Raw genomic sequence first — 14,841 nt, 5'->3', positions numbered from 1 at the left:
CACGGGACTGGTGTTACGGATGTGGGGGCGGCGTGGGGGCATCTCGCCTCGCGAATGAGCAGGCGTCAGCTGGGATGCCCGCGCCCGCGATGCCGCAGTTGGCACCGGACGATAGCAGGATCTCTCAGGCGTCTTTATCCCGGCCCTACCCCTCACGACGAGTGCCCCGATTTTTCGGGCTTCTCGCCCTTCGAGGAGTCCGACGAATCGGGTTCGACGTAAAGGATCTTGGACTTCATGTGGGCGCGCGTCTGCGCGACGATCCACGCGAGAGTGCCGGCGACGAGCGTGAAGGCGAAGGCCCGGGGGTGGAACAGCGTCGTGTTCTTGAACGCGGCCATGAAGATGAACAACAGCAGGATCTGCGCCGCGTACAGCATCAGGCCCATGGCCTGGAAGAGATGCGGAAGCGATTTGGCAGTGCGCTGCAGAACGTAGAGACCGAGCCCCATGAACAGGATGACCACGACGGTCGCGACGACGGCGCCGATCGCTCCCTTGCCTCCGGCGACCACACCGCTGACGACGGCGGCAATCGCGCCGACGGCAACCGTGGGCACGGCAGCCTGGGCCAGGATCCGGACGTCGTTGGACGGCATGGCGGCAACTCCGCTTTCAAAGGGGGTGGCAGGGGTGTCGTCATGGACGAGCGTAGTCCCGGTCCGAGGGGAGTGGAGACCTCACACCAATGGACCGTCGCACTACGGTCCTTCGGTTCTATCCGGGGTTCTCGTGAACGGTATCACAAACTATTTGATGAGGTCTTTACCTGGATGGTGTGCTTGCTGTCACACGTGAGAGTGACAGTGCGCGCATGAGCGGGAACGGCGCCCACTTGTCTGGTATTGCACCCTTTGTCGCCGCGACACTTCCCCACGACTTGGCAATGCTCTCGTCAGATTCTTACCTTGCCGTGCGCGAAGCCGGACGCGAGGCGCCGCGCGACCGGTGGCCGACCGCGGTGGCCCCGTTGACGCCCGAGACGCCCACGACCACCGGCGTGCGGTGTTCCGGCTCGTCGGCCGCGGGGCTCTCCTGGGCCGCCGCGGGGCTCCTCTCCGCCGCGCGGCCCTCCTCCGCGGCGGCGACGGCCGTCTCCACCTCCGGCAGGACCTTGCGGCGCCGGTAGCGCGGCGGCACGAAGGCCTCGGCCCAGCGCGGGGCACGCGGCGTGAAGCGCGGCAGCAGAAGCAGCACCAGCCCGATCGCGCTGAGGATCACGACACCCAGGACGATCCACATGGACGCCGCGTTGACCGAGTAGGCCAGCGCGCCGAAGCCGATCAGCGCCGACCAGAAGTACATGATCAGCACCGCGCGGCTGTGCGAGTGCCCGATCTCCAGCAGCCGGTGGTGCAGGTGCCCGCGGTCCGCCGCGAACGGCGACTGGCCGCGCCAGGTGCGCCGCACGATGGCCAGGACCAGGTCGGCGGCCGGGATGGCGATGATCGTCAACGGCATCAGCAGCGGGATGTAGACCGGCACCATCTGGTGCACCGCGCTCCGCTCGGAACCGCCGAACAGGTTGTCCGGGTCCACCTGGCCCGTGATGGAGATCGCGCCGGCGGCCAGCACCAGCCCGATCATCATCGAGCCGGAGTCGCCCATGAAGATCCGCGCGGGATGCATGTTGTGCGGCAGGAAGCCCAGGCACATGCCCATCAGGAGCGCCGCGAACAGGGTCGCGGGGGCGGCGGCCTCGATGCCGTACGAGTACCAGATGCGGTAGGCGTACATGAAGAACGCCGCCGAGGCGATGCACACCATGCCGGCGGCCAGGCCGTCGAGGCCGTCCACGAAGTTGACCGCGTTGATGGTGATGACGACCAGGGCCACCGTCAGCAGGGTGCCCTGCCACTGGGTCAGCGCGACCGTGCCGACGCTCGGGATGGGCAGCCACAGGATCGTCAGACCCTGCATGACCATCACGCCCGCGGCGATCATCTGCGCGCCCAGCTTGATCAGCGCGTCGATCTCGAACTTGTCGTCCAGGACGCCGATCAGCCAGATCAGCGCGGCCCCGGAGAGCAGGGCGCGCGGCTCGTTGGACTTCTCGAAGACCTGGTTGAGGTTGGTCAGGTGGTCGGCGACCAGCAGGCCCGCGCACAGACCGAAGAACATCGCGATCCCGCCGAGCCGCGGAGTGGGTTCCCGGTGCACGTCACGGGCCCTGATCTCCGGCATCGCTCCGGCCACGATCGCGAACTTCCGTACCGGCCCTGTCAGCAGATACGTCACCGCGGCCGTGACGCAGAGCGTCAGCAGGTATTCACGCACGGGCTTCCCCACAGGTCTCGCTGGCCATCTCAGCTCCACACCCTAGCGACGGCCGCATATGGGTGAGGACTTCCGGGTAGCCACGATGGTTGCACGGGTGGCTGTGTACCGGGGCGCGTCTACCCCGGATCACCCCGGATACGGGGGGAATCCCCGGGTCAGCTCCCGGACCTCCTCACGCGCGGTCCTGCCCTCCACCTCGTCCCGCAGCACGCCCGCCATCAGCTTGGCGATCCGGGTCATCTCCTCCTCGCCCATGCCCTGCGTGGTCACGGCGGCCGTGCCCAGGCGCAGGCCGCGGGCGTCGGCGTGCGGCAGGGCGCAGCAGTCCAGCACCATCCCGGCGGCCGCGAGCCGGCCGCGCGCGGTGCGGCCGTCGATGCCGAGGGGCGCCGGGTCGGCGGTGATGAGGTGCGTGTCGGTGCCGCCGGTGGTGACGGCGAACCCCTCCCCCTCCAGGCCGGCCGCGAGAGCCCTGGCGTTGGCGACCACCTGATGGGCGTACGCGGCGAACGCCGGTGTTGCCGCCTCGCCGAACGCGACCGCCTTCGCGGCGATGGTGTGCATCTGCGCGCCGCCCTGCGTGAAGGGGAAGACGGCCCGGTCGACCCGCTCGGCCAGCTCGCCGCCGCACAGGATCATCCCACCGCGCGGCCCGCGCAGCACCTTGTGCGTGGTGGCGCAGACGACGTCGGCGTACGGCACCGGGGAGGGCGCCGCTCCCCCGGCGACGAGGCCGATGGGGTGCGCGGCGTCCGCGATGAGATAGGCGCCGACCTCGTCGGCCACCTCCCGGAAGAAGGCGTAGTCGATGTGGCGCGGGTAGGCGATGGACCCGCACACGATCGCCTTGGGCCGGTGGCCGCGGGCCAGCGTCCTCACCTGTTCGAGGTCGATGAGCCCGGTCTCGGCGTCCACCCCGTACGGCACGAAGTCGAACCAGCGGCCGGAGAAGTTGGCGGGCGAACCGTGGGTCAGGTGACCGCCGTAGGGCAGTCCGAGGGCGAGGACGGTGTCGCCGGGCCGCAGCAGCGCCGCGTAGGCGGCCAGCACGGCCGATGACCCGGAATGCGCCTGCACGTTGGCGTGGTCCGCCCGGAACAGCGCCTTGGCCCGCTCCACGGCGAGGCGCTCGGCGACGTCGACGATCTCGCAGCCGCCGTGGTGACGGGCCCCCGGGTAGCCCTCGGCGTACTTGTTGGCGAGCGGCGAGCCGAGCGCCGCCAGCACGGCCGGCGAGGTGAAGTTCTCGGCGGCGATCAGCTGCAAGGAGGACGCCTGCCGTTCCCGCTCCCCGAGCAGGATCTCGGCGAGCTCGGGGTCCTGCCGCTGCAGGACGTCGGCCTCGAGGGCATGGGTGACCGGCATGGTGGACTCCGGGCGTCGACGGTGACGTAGGTCCAATGTAGGCCGGGGAGGCCCGGGACGCCCGGTGCCGCAGCCGACTTCCGGCACCTACATCCGCGCGGTCACTCCGGTGAGCGCCGTGACGACGGGGTCCAGCGCCTGGTGTATCTCGTCGCCGATCGAACGGAAGAACGTCAGCGGAGCCCCGTACGGGTCGTACACCTCGTCCGCCTCCGCCGTGGGCGCCAGCAGCCACCCGCGTAGAGCCGCCGCCGCGCGCACCAGGGCACGGGCGCGTATCACCACGCCGTCCTCCAGCGGGGGCAGCGTGGCCGGGTCGATGGCGTTCACCAGGCGGGTGAACTCCTTGAGGGTGAAGGTGCGCAGGCCCGCCGAGTGGCCCATGGAGATGACCTGGGCGCGGTGGTCGCGGGTGGCCGTCAGGACCAGGTCGGCCCGGATGACGTGCTCGTCGAGGAGCTCCCGCCCGGTGAAGCCGGAGGCGTCCGCGCCGAACTCGGCCAGCACGGTCTCGGCGTTGGCCTCCATGGGCGCGCCCTCGTGGCCCCACGTGCCCGCGCTCTCCACGATCAGCCCGCCGCCCAGCACCCCGAGTCGCTGCGACACGAAATGCCGGGTCAGCCGCTCGGTGATCGGCGAGCGGCAGACGTTGCCGGTGCTGACGTGGAGGATGCGGAAGGTGTCGCGCGGAAGCCCGACGAACGTCGTCGTGATCTCCGCCGCGCTTTCCCCGTTGCCTATGCCACGCCCCGCGTCAGGGGCTGTCAATTCGCCACCTCGAGGTCGGGTACGACCTTCCGCAGCTCGTCGGCCGTGATCGCGCCCGCGCGCAGCAGCAGGGGCACGTCACCGCTGACGTCGACGATCGAGGACGGCACGTTGCCGGGGGTCGGGCCGCCGTCGAGGTAGACGGAGACGGAGTCGCCGAGCATCTCCTGGGCGGAGTCGCAGTTCTCCGGGGCGGGGTGGCCCGTCAGGTTGGCGGAGGACACCGCCATCGGGCCGACCTCGGTCAGGAGCTCGATGGCGACCGGGTGCAGCGGCATGCGCACGGCGACCGTGCCGCGGGTGTCGCCCAGGTCCCACTGGAGGGACGGCTGGTGCCTGGCGACGAGGGTGAGCGCGCCCGGCCAGAAGGCGTCGACCAGCTCCCAGGCCAGCTCGGAGAAGTCGGTGACGAGACCGTGGAGCGTGTTCGGGGAGCCGATCAGCACGGGGGTGGGCATGTTGCGGCCCCGGCCCTTGGCCTCCAGCAGGTCACCGACGGCCTCCTTGGAGAACGCGTCGGCGCCGATGCCGTACACCGTGTCGGTGGGGAGGACCACCAGCTCGCCGCGGCGGACGGCGGACGCGGCCTCACGCAGACCCGTCACGCGGTCGGTCGCGTCATTGGTGTCGTATCGCCGAGCCATGTCTAGCGGGCCTCCTCGTGCACGTACTGCTGGGGGTCGGAAGTCGGGGTGGCGCTCACGGCAGCGCCTTGCGGGCCGTCGCGAAGCGCGGGCGCTTGTTGAGGTCGGGGTGGTCGGCCGCGTCGGCCCAGCCCCGCTCCTCGGTGAAGATCCACGGCACCTGGCCGCCCTGGGTGTCGGCGTGCTCGATCACGACGACACCGCCGGGGCGCAGGAGCCGGTGTGCGGTGCGTTCCAGGCCCCGGATGAGGTCGAGGCCGTCCTCGCCGGAGAACAGGGCCATGTCGGGGTCGTAGTCCCGTGCCTCGGGGGCGACGTACTCCCACTCGGTGAGCGGGATGTACGGCGGGTTGGAGATCACCAGGTCGACCTGGCCGTCGAGGTCCGGGAAGGCGGTCAGGGCGTCGCCCTGCCGCAGATCGACCCTGGACCCCTCCACGTTCTTGCGCGTCCACACCAGGGCGTCCTCGGACAGCTCCACGGCGTGCACGCGGGAGCGCGGGACCTCCTGGGCGAGGGCGAGCGCGATGGCGCCGGACCCGGTGCACAGGTCGACGATGCACGGCTCGACGACGTCCATCGCCCGTACGGCGTCTATGGCCCAGCCGACCACGGACTCGGTCTCGGGCCGCGGGACGAAGACGCCGGGGCCGACCTGGAGCTCCAGGTAGCGGAAGTAGGCCCGCCCGGTGATGTGCTGCAGCGGCTCGCGCTGCTCGCGCCGGGCGATGACCTCCCAGTACCGGGCGTCGAAGTCGGAGTCCTTCACGGAGTGGAGGGCGCCGCGCTTCACGCCGTGCACGAACGCGGCGAGCTCCTCCGCGTCGTTGCGCGGCGAGGGCACGCCGGCGTCGGCCAGCCGCTGGGTGGCCTGAGCTACCTCAGCGAGCAGCAGGCTGCGGGGGCTTGGGGGTCGCCCCCCAATGGATTGCTGCACGCAAGTCCTCCGTGTCGTCCTCGTCCGCGCGACTGCCTTACGCCGCCGCCAGTTTCGCCGCCGAGTCCGCGTCGACGCAGGCCTGGATCACCGCGTCGAGGTCGCCGTCCAGGACCTGGTCCAGGTTGTACGCCTTGAAGCCGACGCGGTGGTCGGAGATGCGGTTCTCCGGGAAGTTGTAGGTGCGGATCTTCTCGGAGCGGTCGACGGTGCGGACCTGGCTGCGGCGGGCGTCGGCGGCTTCCTTCTCCGCTTCCTCCTGCGCCATGGCGAGCAGCCTGGAGCGCAGGATACGCAGTGCCTGCTCCTTGTTCTGCAGCTGGCTCTTCTCGTTCTGGCAGGAGGCCACGACTCCGGTCGGGATGTGCGTGATGCGCACGGCGGAGTCGGTGGTGTTCACGGACTGCCCACCGGGCCCGGAGGAGCGGTAGACGTCGATGCGGAGGTCGTTCGGATTGATCTCGACGTCGACCTCCTCGGCCTCGGGGGTGACGAGCACGCCGGCGGCGGAGGTGTGGATACGGCCCTGGGACTCGGTCGCCGGGACGCGCTGCACGCGGTGCACGCCGCCCTCGTACTTCAGCCGGGCCCACACGCCCTGCCCGGGCTCGGTGGCGCCCTGGCCGCCCTTGGTCTTCACGGCGACCTGGACGTCCTTGTAGCCGCCCAGCTCGGACTCGGTGGCGTCGATGATCTCGGTCTTCCAGCCGACCCGCTCGGCGTAGCGCAGGTACATGCGCAGCAGGTCGCCGGCGAACAGGGCGGACTCGTCGCCGCCCGCGCCCGCCTTGATCTCCAGGATCACGTCCTTGTCGTCGCTGGGGTCGCGCGGGACGAGCAGCAGGCGCAGCTTCTCGGTGAGCTCCTCGCGCTGCTTCTCCAGCTCCTTGACCTCGGCGGCGAAGTCGGGGTCGTCGGCGGCGAATTCCTTCGCCGTGTCGATGTCGTCGCCGGTCTGCTTCCAGGAGCGGTACGTGGCGACGATCGGGGTGAGCTCGGCGTAGCGCTTGTTCAGCTTGCGCGCGTTGGCCTGGTCGGCGAAGACCGACGGGTCGGCGAGCTTCTTCTCCAGGTCGGCGTGCTCACCGACGAGTTCCTCGACGGCCTCGAACATCTCTGGCTCCTGTACTGCGGACGAAAGGGAAGGCGGGCGACCAAAAACGCCGGTCCCGGCACACGGCCCCGGGACGGGGACGCGGCCGTGGACCGGCGAAGAAGGGCTCGCTACTTCTTGGAGCCGGCGGCCTTGCCGAAGCGGGCCTCGAAGCGGGCCACACGGCCACCGGTGTCGAGGATCTTCTGCTTGCCCGTGTAGAACGGGTGGCACTCGGAGCAGACGTCGGCGCGGATGGTGCCGGCCTCGATCGTGCTGCGGGTGGTGAACGACGCGCCGCAGGTGCAGCTGACCTGCGTCTCGACGTACGCGGGGTGGATGTCGCGCTTCAAGGTGTCTCCTAGGTTCCGGGAGGGCGCCGGGTCGCAGCCGCGGGAATGCGGAGGCGTGAACCGGAGCCGACGTACCAGTCTGCCAGGACTGGCGCCATCCCCCAAAACCGGGGGGTGGGGTGATCTATTCCCGGGCCGCCGGGGGACGGGAGGAGGTGGGCATGAGCTACGAGTTGCGGGCGGTGATCGCCGGGGATGACGTGCTGCGGGGTGTCGTGCGGGAGCTGCCCGCCGCCCGTTCGGCGCCCCTTGGGGCAGGGTCTGTCGCTGCTGCCGGTGACGAACGCCCGCCTCGACGCCGCCGGCGGCGACACGACACGCCCGCTGGCTTCCGGTGGCTGCCGGCCGGTTTCGACGCCCGCCTCGTCGCGTGGTCGGCCGCCGGGCCCGTCGCCTTCGTGGAGGCGGAGTACTTCGGTGGCGTGGGTGAGCAGAGGACGGCCGTCTGGGCCGGCGGCGCGCTCGTACTGGGGCCGCTCGCCGTAGGAGAGGGGGAGCGCCTCCCGGTCGGCGGCAGTCCGATCTCGCAGGCGCTGCGCCGTCTCGGCGCGGTGGCGCGGGACGGTGGGGACGAATTCTCCGCCGTCGGGCTGGGCCGCCACCGCCGGAGCGGGCGCTGGATCTCCTGACCCGCCCCTCAGGACGAGGTCACGACCCCCGACGCCTCCCCCGTGGCGTTGCCCTCGGTGACCGTCCGGGGAACGGGTCGGTCGTTCCTCAGGGCCGTCCAGAGCTGCTGGGCCTTCTTCTCCTGGACGAGGACGCGGTTGGGGTCGGCGGGGTCGTACCGGACCGGCATGGTGACCATGGTCAGGTCGGAGGCGTCGATGCCCTTGAGGCCGTCGGCGAAGGACATCAGGGAGTTCAGGGAGCCGAGGCCGGCGTCGGTGGTGACGGCCTTGGTGGCGGTGTCGGCGAGGTCGTACAGCTTGTTGCCGCCGGTGAGGACGCCGACCTCCTCGACCTGGTCCATCAGGGCCTTGACGAACGCCTGCTGGAGCTGGATGCGGCCGAGGTCGGAGCCGTCGCCGACACCGTGCCGGGTGCGCACCAGGGCGAGGGCCTGCTCGCCGTCCAGCTTGTGCGTGCCGGCCTCGAGGTCGAGGTGGCTGTCGGGGTCCTTGAGGTCCTTGGTGGTGGTGATCTCCACCCCGCCCAGCTCGTCGACGAGCTTCTTGAAGCCGGAGAAGTCGACCTCCAGGTAGTGGTCCATGCGCACGCCGCTGATCGACTCGACCGTTTTCACCGCGCAGGTCGCGCCGCCGGTGGAGTACGCCGAGTTGAACATCACGTCCTTCGCCGCGTCGTGCGTGACGCCCTGGGAGTCCGTGCACTCGGGGCGGTCGATGAGGGTGTCGCGCGGGATAGAGACGACGCTCGCCTTCTCGTGGCCCTCGTGGACGTGGATGACCATCGCCGTGTCGGAGCGCGCGCTGCCGTCGTCGGCGCCGCCGCCGAGCTTCTTGTTGGCGCCGGAACGGGTGTCCGAGCCGAGGACGAGGATGTTCTCCGAGCCGTTGTCGGCCTTCGTGGGCCGGTCGGCGCCCAGGGCCCGGTCGATGTCGACGCTCTTGATGTTGCCGTTGAGCTTGAAGTAGAGGTAGCCGGCGCCGGTGCCGCCCAGGACGACGATGCCGGCGGCCGTCCACGCCGTGACCAGCAGGCTTCTGCGCCCGGCGCGCGGCCTGCGGCGGCGCCCCTCGGCGTCGCGGCCCGGCTCGCTGCTGCCCGGGTGATCCGGTGTGCCGGTCTCTCCCGGTATGCCGGGCTCCGGCGTGCTCTCGGCGGACATGTGCTCCTCGGTTGTCGTCCGGTCGGTTACCCCGTGTCGCCGGGGTCAGGCCTGGTCCTGCTCCGGACGGACCCTCACCGCACCATCGTCGCTCCGCCGGCAGGACGGCGGAAACTCGGCACAGGGTCGCACGACGCACTGTGCCCGGCCTCAGGGAGACCGGGCACAGTGCGTGATCGGGTGAGCGGGGAACACCCCGCCCACCTGCGATGTCAGGCGAAGATGTCGTACTGCTTGAACGTCGTCCCGAGGGAGATCCCCGGGGAGAAGATCACGTTGCCGGTGCTGCCGTTGCCCCGGTACAGGTACAGGGTGCCTGCGGGGGTACGGGCCAGCAGGTCGGCCTTGCCGTCACCGTTGACGTCGCCGACGGTGGCGAAGGCGTTGTACGTCGTGTTGCTCCAGGTCGCGACCTTGAGCCCGGACATGAAGGCGGTCGAGCCGAGGACGCCCCGGCCCCGGTAGAGGTACACGGCGCCGCTGGTCTTGTTGCGGGCGAGCAGGTCGGCCCTGCCGTCGCCGTTGAAGTCGCCGTGGCCGCGCACGACGTTGAAGTTGTTCCAGCCCGTGCCGGCCTTCACCCGCGTGCCGAAGCTGCCGTTGCCCTTGCCCGGGTAGATCCACAGGACGCCGGCGGAGTCGACGGAGACCACGTCGGGCAGGTCGTCACCGGTGACGTCACCGGGGGCCACGATGCTCAGGCGGGTCTTCCAGTTGTCGCCGATCAGCTTGTCCGCCCAGGTGCCGCTGGCGGGCACGAAGTGCTTCCAGTAGACGTCACCGTCGGACGTGCGGCGCACGATCAGGTCCTGGTAGCCGTCCCGGTCCAGGTCCGTCTGCAGGATCACGTTGTAGCCGCCCCAGGTGCCCCAGGACTGGCGCGCCGCGAGCGTGGTGCCCTTGGAGTCGATCTCGTAGCCGGTCTGGGTGGAGGCGTTGCGCACCCACAGGTCGGCGTTGTGGTCACCGCTGAGGTTGGTGTCGTCGATGCGCGGGTAGACGGTGCCGACGTACGTCGTGACCTTGGCGAAGACGCTGTACGCGCCGCTCGCCACGCAGTCCTCCACGCCCCAGGAGACGACGCCCACGATGCGGCCGCCGTAGACGAGCGGGCCGCCGGAGTCGCCGTTGCAGGCGGAGGTGGTGCCCTCGTCGCTGCCGGTGGCGGGGTTGCCCGCGCACACCATGTGGCCCTTGACGAAGTCGGCGCCGTAGGCGTCCGCGCAGGTCGCGTCCGACTGGATCGGCAGCGTGGCGGTCTTCAGCGTCTCGGAGATGTCGTCGCTGGTGGAGGAGGTGCGGCCCCAGCCGTAGACCTTGGCCTGGGTGCCGGCCACGTACGAGCCGGTGTTGCCGGGCGTGATCATCTTGATCGGCGTGGCCTTGACCGGGTTCGGCAGGGTCAGCACGGCGATGTCGTTGTCGATCGTCGTGGCGTTGTACGACCAGTGGTTCCACTGGCGCCAGACGCCGCTGACGGTGCCGCCGTGCAGGTCGTCCCCGGTCGGCAGCTGCGAGGTGCCGGTGATGATCGCGCCGTTCGCGTACCAGTCGTAGCCCTTGACGCAGTGCGCTGCGGTGAGGATCTTCGTCGGCGCCACGACCGCGCCGCCGCAGAAGAAGCCGATGTCGTCGGTCGTGGTCTCGGTGCCGCGGTCGTCGCCGTACCAGAGCTGCGCCATCCACGGGGCCGTGGTGATGGTCGTCGTGGTACCGCCGATGATCTTCGGGTCGATCGTGGTGGCGCCGGTGCTCGCGCTCTGCGACGCCTTCGTCGTCTTGCCCGCGGTGTCGTCACCGGCAAGGGCGATGTCGAGCCGCTTCTGCAGCTCCTTCACCGACGGCACGGTGACGGCGGGCGCCGGCGGCGCCTCGGAGGCGGAGGCCGACGAGGTCAGCAGCGCACCGGCGACAGCGGCGGCAAGCCCGGCCGCCGCGACAGGCAGAACGATCCGCATCCGACGTCTGTGACGCCCGCCCCCGGACGTGGGTGTACCCACTCAAGTCCCCCCTAGGGATCTGTAGTTCGTGGTCGAAAGGACGACCGAAGACGGCGATCGTACCTTGACCGTGAACAGCAGAAAGGGCCGCCCCCTGAAAACAGGGGGCGGCCCCGACACGCCCTTCGAGGGGCGCGGACGGCGTCATCCCTGCGGCTCCGCCGCATGGGCGCGATCAGCCACCGTCAGCCCGCGGCTGACGGCCCGGCAGGCCGTCTCGACGGCGACTAGTCGCCGTTGCCCGGCGCAGGCGTCGTCTTCTGGATCTGCATCAGGAACTCGGCGTTCGACTTCGTCTGCTTCATCTTGTCGAGGAGCAGCTCGACCGCCTGCTGCTGGTCGAGGGCGTGCAGCACCCTCCGCAGCTTCCAGACGATGTTGAGCTCCTCGGCGCCGAGCAGGATCTCTTCCTTACGGGTACCGGACGCGTCCACGTCCACCGCCGGGAAGATGCGCTTGTCGGCGAGCTTCCGGTCGAGCTTGAGCTCGGCGTTACCCGTGCCCTTGAACTCCTCGAAGATCACCTCGTCCATGCGGGACCCGGTGTCCACCAGCGCGGTGGCGAGGATGGTCAGCGAGCCGCCGTCCTCGATGTTGCGGGCCGCACCGAAGAAGCGCTTCGGCGGGTACAGGGCGGTCGAGTCGACACCACCGGACAGGATGCGGCCGGAGGCCGGGGCGGCGAGGTTGTACGCACGGCCCAGACGCGTGATCGAGTCGAGCAGCACGACGACGTCGTGGCCCAGCTCCACCAGGCGCTTGGCGCGCTCGATGGCGAGCTCGGCGACCGTGGTGTGGTCCTCGGCCGGGCGGTCGAAGGTCGAGGAGATGACCTCGCCCTTGACCGACCGCTGCATGTCGGTGACCTCTTCCGGACGCTCGTCGACGAGGACGACCATCAGGTGGCACTCGGGGTTGTTGTGCGTGATCGCGTTGGCGATCGCCTGCATGATCATGGTCTTGCCGGTCTTCGGCGGGGCCACGATCAGACCGCGCTGGCCCTTGCCGATCGGCGACACGAGGTCGATGATCCGGGTGGTCAGCACGCCCGGGTCCGTCTCCAGGCGGAGGCGGTCCTGCGGGTACAGCGGGGTCAGCTTGTTGAACTCCGGGCGGCCGCGGCCGTGTTCGGGCGCCATGCCGTTGACGGAGTCGAGGCGGACCAGCGCGTTGAACTTCTCGCGGCGCTCGCCTTCCTTGGGCTGACGGACCGCACCCGTGATGTGGTCGCCCTTGCGCAGGCCGTTCTTGCGGACCTGGGCGAGGGAGACGTACACGTCGTTCGGGCCGGGCAGGTAGCCCGACGTCCGGATGAACGCGTAGTTGTCGAGGATGTCCAGGATGCCCGCGACGGGGATCAGGACGTCGTCGTCGGCGATCTGCGGCTCGACGGCGCCCATCTCGTCACGGCCACGACGGCCACGGCGGTCGCGGTAGCGGCCGCGACGGCCACGGCGGCCGCCCTCGAAGTCGTCGTCGTCCTGCGGACCGGTGCCCCGGTCCTGGCGTCCGCCGCCCTGCTGCTGGTTCTGCTGCTGGCGCTGGCCGCCCTGGCCCTGCTGGTCGTCACCCTTGCCGCGGCGGTCGCGGTCACGGCCGCGCTCACGGCGGTCGCGGCGACGGCCCTCGCCGCCGTCGGCGTCTCCCTTGCCCTCGCCCTGCGGCTGCGCGGCCTGCTCGGTCTGCGCGGGGGCCTGGGTCTCGGCCTTGGGGGCGCTCTTCGCCTCGGCCGTTACGGTCTCGGGGCTGCCCGCCTCGGCGGTGGCGCGGCGACGGCGGCGCTCGGCGGGGGCGTCGTTCCCTCCGGCCGGCTGGCCGGGGATCTCGATCTGCTGCTGGGCCACGGCCTTCTCGGCGGGGGCCTCGGCCGGGGCGGCGTCCGCCTTCTTCTCGGCGGCGGCCTCACCCGTACGCGCCTTGGAGGTGGCGCGGCGCTTCGGCTTGGTCTCGGTGGGGGCTTCGGCCTTCGCGGCCGGGGCGCCACCTGCGGCCTGCGCCTCCTTGATGACCTCGATCAGCTGGCTCTTGCGCATACGCGCGGTGCCCCTGATGCCGAGGCCGGATGCGACCTGCTGCAGCTCGGCCAGCACCATGCCCTCGAGGCCGGTACCGCGGCGCCGCCGGGAGCCGGCACCGGTGGCAGGCGCGGAGGCGTCCGTGGAGGGCGCGGCAGCGGTCTCCTCGACACGTGCGCCCATCAGATCGGTGGTGTCGCTCACGAAGGGTCCTTCCCTGGAGCGGACGTCGGCCTGTCTGGCTCGGCGACCGGTTGTGCTGTCCGACTTCGGTCCTTGCTGTGGCGAAGCCGGGGCGGTGGTCCGCCAAAGCGGCGGAAGAGATATCTGGTGATGGCGCTTCCTCGACGAGCCGTGGCACCCAGTGTCACGAAGCGTGGTCGCACCGATTCCGGAGCGTGCCCGGCAGACCGCTCAGCGTCGCTGTACGGCGTACTGCCCAGGTACGACGTACGGAACGCAGTGCGGCTTGGGGAGCTCCCGGAAGGATGTCTGTCCCGGACGGGGACACGAGGCACCTCGCCATGGTGGGGTCGGGTGCAGACTTGAGGTTAACACTACCGGATCCAACAAACATTCCCCCTCTCGAAATCCGGCAACCGTCACGCTTTCAGAAGTCGCCGGAGGGCGCGAGCGGCAGCACGCTCGCTCCCTGCAGGTCCAGGCTGAGCCGGTTCGCGGCCCAGTCCGCGCCGGCCAGGGTCTCGACCTTGTCGGCCGTGCCCGCGTCGGCCAGCGCCATCACGGTGGGTCCGGCGCCGGAGATCACCGCGGGGATCCCGTCGGCGCGCAGCCGCTCCACCAGCGCGGCGCTCTCCGGCATGGCCGGCGCGCGGTACTCCTGGTGGAGGCGGTCCTCGGTGGCGGGCAGCAGCAGCTCGGGGCGCCTGGTCAGGGCCTCGACGAGCAGGGCGGCACGGCCCGCGTTGGTGGCGGCGTCGACGTGCGGCACGGTGCGCGGGAGCAGACCGCGCGCGGTCTCGGTCAGGACCGGCTTACCGGGCACGAAAACCACCGGAACGATGGAATCGGAGGGCTCCATCCTGATCGCCCGCGCGGCGCCCGCCTCCATCCAGGAGAGGGTGAAGCCGCCGAGCAGACAGGCCGCGACGTTGTCGGGATGGCCCTCGATCTCGGTCGCGAGCTCGAGCAGGGCGGTGTCGTCGAGCTTGCTCTCGCCGCCTATGGTCACGGCGCGCGCGGCCACGATGCCGGCGCAGATGGCGGCGGAGGAGGAGCCGAGGCCGCGGCCGTGCGGGATGCGGTTGGCGCAGACGATCTCCAGGCCGCGCGGCTGGCCGCCGAGGACGTCGAAGGCGGTGCGCAGGGAGCGGACGAGGAGGTGCTTCTCGTCACGCGGCAGCGTCTCGCTGCCCTCACCCGCGATGTCGATGTGCAGCCCTGAGTCGGCCACCCGGACCACGACGTCGTCGTAGAGCCCCAGCGCGAGGCCCAGGGCGTCGAAGCCCGGACCGAGGTTGGCGCTGGTGGCGGGGACGCGCACCCGGACGGCGGCGGCGCGGAACGCTGGACCGGCCATCGCTCGTTGACTCTCCTTGAGCTGCGTGATGGTCGAATGACACTCGATGACGTA

The 14,841-nt window shown here is 70.7% G+C and carries 13 protein-coding genes; 1 reads left to right on the top strand and 12 read right to left on the bottom strand.

What is annotated here, in order from left to right; translation table 11 throughout:
- Positions 1-152 precede the first annotated feature (152 nt).
- From ACIHAR_RS33275 to rpmE, 8 genes are all read right to left on the bottom strand, one after another.
- Entirely contained in the window at positions 153-599 is a 447-nt protein-coding gene (locus ACIHAR_RS33275; RefSeq protein WP_365464112.1) for a hypothetical protein, read from the bottom strand.
- 304 nt (positions 600-903) lie between these two features.
- Positions 904-2,277, bottom strand: a complete 1,374-nt coding sequence (locus tag ACIHAR_RS33270) for an MraY family glycosyltransferase (RefSeq protein ID WP_365464115.1) — start codon at positions 2,275-2,277, stop codon at positions 904-906.
- A 129-nt stretch (positions 2,278-2,406) separates the two neighbouring features.
- Positions 2,407-3,645: a serine hydroxymethyltransferase gene (gene glyA, locus ACIHAR_RS33265; RefSeq protein ID WP_365464118.1), complete on the bottom strand. Its 1,239-nt coding sequence runs from the start codon at positions 3,643-3,645 to the stop codon at positions 2,407-2,409.
- An 87-nt stretch (positions 3,646-3,732) separates the two neighbouring features.
- Entirely contained in the window at positions 3,733-4,413 is a 681-nt protein-coding gene (locus ACIHAR_RS33260; RefSeq protein WP_365464121.1) for a protein-tyrosine-phosphatase, read from the bottom strand.
- A complete protein-coding gene (locus ACIHAR_RS33255) occupies positions 4,410-5,057 on the bottom strand; it encodes an L-threonylcarbamoyladenylate synthase (protein WP_365464124.1) in 648 nt (215 codons plus the stop codon). Before ACIHAR_RS33255 ends, ACIHAR_RS33260 begins: the two co-directional genes overlap by 4 nt.
- A 55-nt stretch (positions 5,058-5,112) precedes the next feature.
- Positions 5,113-5,952 (bottom strand): peptide chain release factor N(5)-glutamine methyltransferase, encoded by an 840-nt coding sequence (prmC, locus tag ACIHAR_RS33250; RefSeq protein ID WP_365464194.1) that lies wholly within the window; start codon positions 5,950-5,952, stop codon positions 5,113-5,115.
- Between the two features lie 79 nt (positions 5,953-6,031).
- Positions 6,032-7,108: a peptide chain release factor 1 gene (gene prfA / locus ACIHAR_RS33245; RefSeq protein ID WP_365464127.1), complete on the bottom strand. Its 1,077-nt coding sequence runs from the start codon at positions 7,106-7,108 to the stop codon at positions 6,032-6,034.
- Positions 7,109-7,218: 110 nt separating this feature from the next.
- Entirely contained in the window at positions 7,219-7,440 is a 222-nt protein-coding gene (rpmE, locus tag ACIHAR_RS33240) for a 50S ribosomal protein L31 (protein WP_189942647.1), read from the bottom strand.
- 161 nt (positions 7,441-7,601) lie between these two features.
- Between rpmE and ACIHAR_RS33235 the strand changes: the two genes are divergently transcribed.
- Positions 7,602-8,069 (top strand): hypothetical protein, encoded by a 468-nt coding sequence (locus ACIHAR_RS33235; protein ID WP_400022994.1) that lies wholly within the window; start codon positions 7,602-7,604, stop codon positions 8,067-8,069.
- Between the two features lie 8 nt (positions 8,070-8,077).
- Here the strand turns inward: ACIHAR_RS33235 and ACIHAR_RS33230 are convergent, their stop codons facing one another.
- The 4 genes from ACIHAR_RS33230 to thrB all read right to left on the bottom strand — a co-directional run bounded on the left by ACIHAR_RS33230 (position 8,078) and on the right by thrB (position 14,787).
- Complete coding sequence (locus tag ACIHAR_RS33230) at positions 8,078-9,232, bottom strand: LCP family protein (RefSeq protein ID WP_400022993.1); 1,155 nt, start codon at positions 9,230-9,232, stop codon at positions 8,078-8,080.
- A 212-nt stretch (positions 9,233-9,444) separates the two neighbouring features.
- The gene (locus ACIHAR_RS33225) at positions 9,445-11,190 is read right to left on the bottom strand and encodes a trypsin-like serine protease (protein WP_400022992.1); all 1,746 of its coding nucleotides are present in this window, start codon (positions 11,188-11,190) and stop codon (positions 9,445-9,447) included.
- A 269-nt stretch (positions 11,191-11,459) separates the two neighbouring features.
- Positions 11,460-13,451, bottom strand: coding sequence for a transcription termination factor Rho (gene rho / locus ACIHAR_RS33220; RefSeq protein ID WP_365464138.1), 1,992 nt, complete (start codon positions 13,449-13,451; stop codon positions 11,460-11,462).
- 406 nt (positions 13,452-13,857) lie between these two features.
- Complete coding sequence (thrB, locus tag ACIHAR_RS33215) at positions 13,858-14,787, bottom strand: homoserine kinase (RefSeq protein WP_365464141.1); 930 nt, start codon at positions 14,785-14,787, stop codon at positions 13,858-13,860.
- Positions 14,788-14,841 lie beyond the last annotated feature (54 nt).

It is taken from the genome of Streptomyces sp. NPDC052016, assembly GCF_044548445.1.
Taxonomy (GTDB): Bacteria; Actinomycetota; Actinomycetes; order Streptomycetales; family Streptomycetaceae; genus Streptomyces.
This window is presented reverse-complemented; position numbering and strand designations above follow the sequence as displayed.

Coding starts and splice junctions, on each gene's coding strand:
- glyA (WP_365464118.1), bottom strand. CDS start 3,645: ATGCCGGTCACCCATGCCCTCGAGGCCGACGTCCTGCAGCGGCAGGAC.
- ACIHAR_RS33235 (WP_400022994.1), top strand. CDS start 7,602: ATGAGCTACGAGTTGCGGGCGGTGATCGCCGGGGATGACGTGCTGCGG.
- ACIHAR_RS33230 (WP_400022993.1), bottom strand. CDS start 9,232: ATGTCCGCCGAGAGCACGCCGGAGCCCGGCATACCGGGAGAGACCGGC.
- prfA (WP_365464127.1), bottom strand. CDS start 7,108: ATGTTCGAGGCCGTCGAGGAACTCGTCGGTGAGCACGCCGACCTGGAG.
- thrB (WP_365464141.1), bottom strand. CDS start 14,787: ATGGCCGGTCCAGCGTTCCGCGCCGCCGCCGTCCGGGTGCGCGTCCCC.
- ACIHAR_RS33275 (WP_365464112.1), bottom strand. CDS start 599: ATGCCGTCCAACGACGTCCGGATCCTGGCCCAGGCTGCCGTGCCCACG.
- ACIHAR_RS33225 (WP_400022992.1), bottom strand. CDS start 11,190: ATGCGGATCGTTCTGCCTGTCGCGGCGGCCGGGCTTGCCGCCGCTGTC.
- ACIHAR_RS33255 (WP_365464124.1), bottom strand. CDS start 5,057: ATGGCTCGGCGATACGACACCAATGACGCGACCGACCGCGTGACGGGT.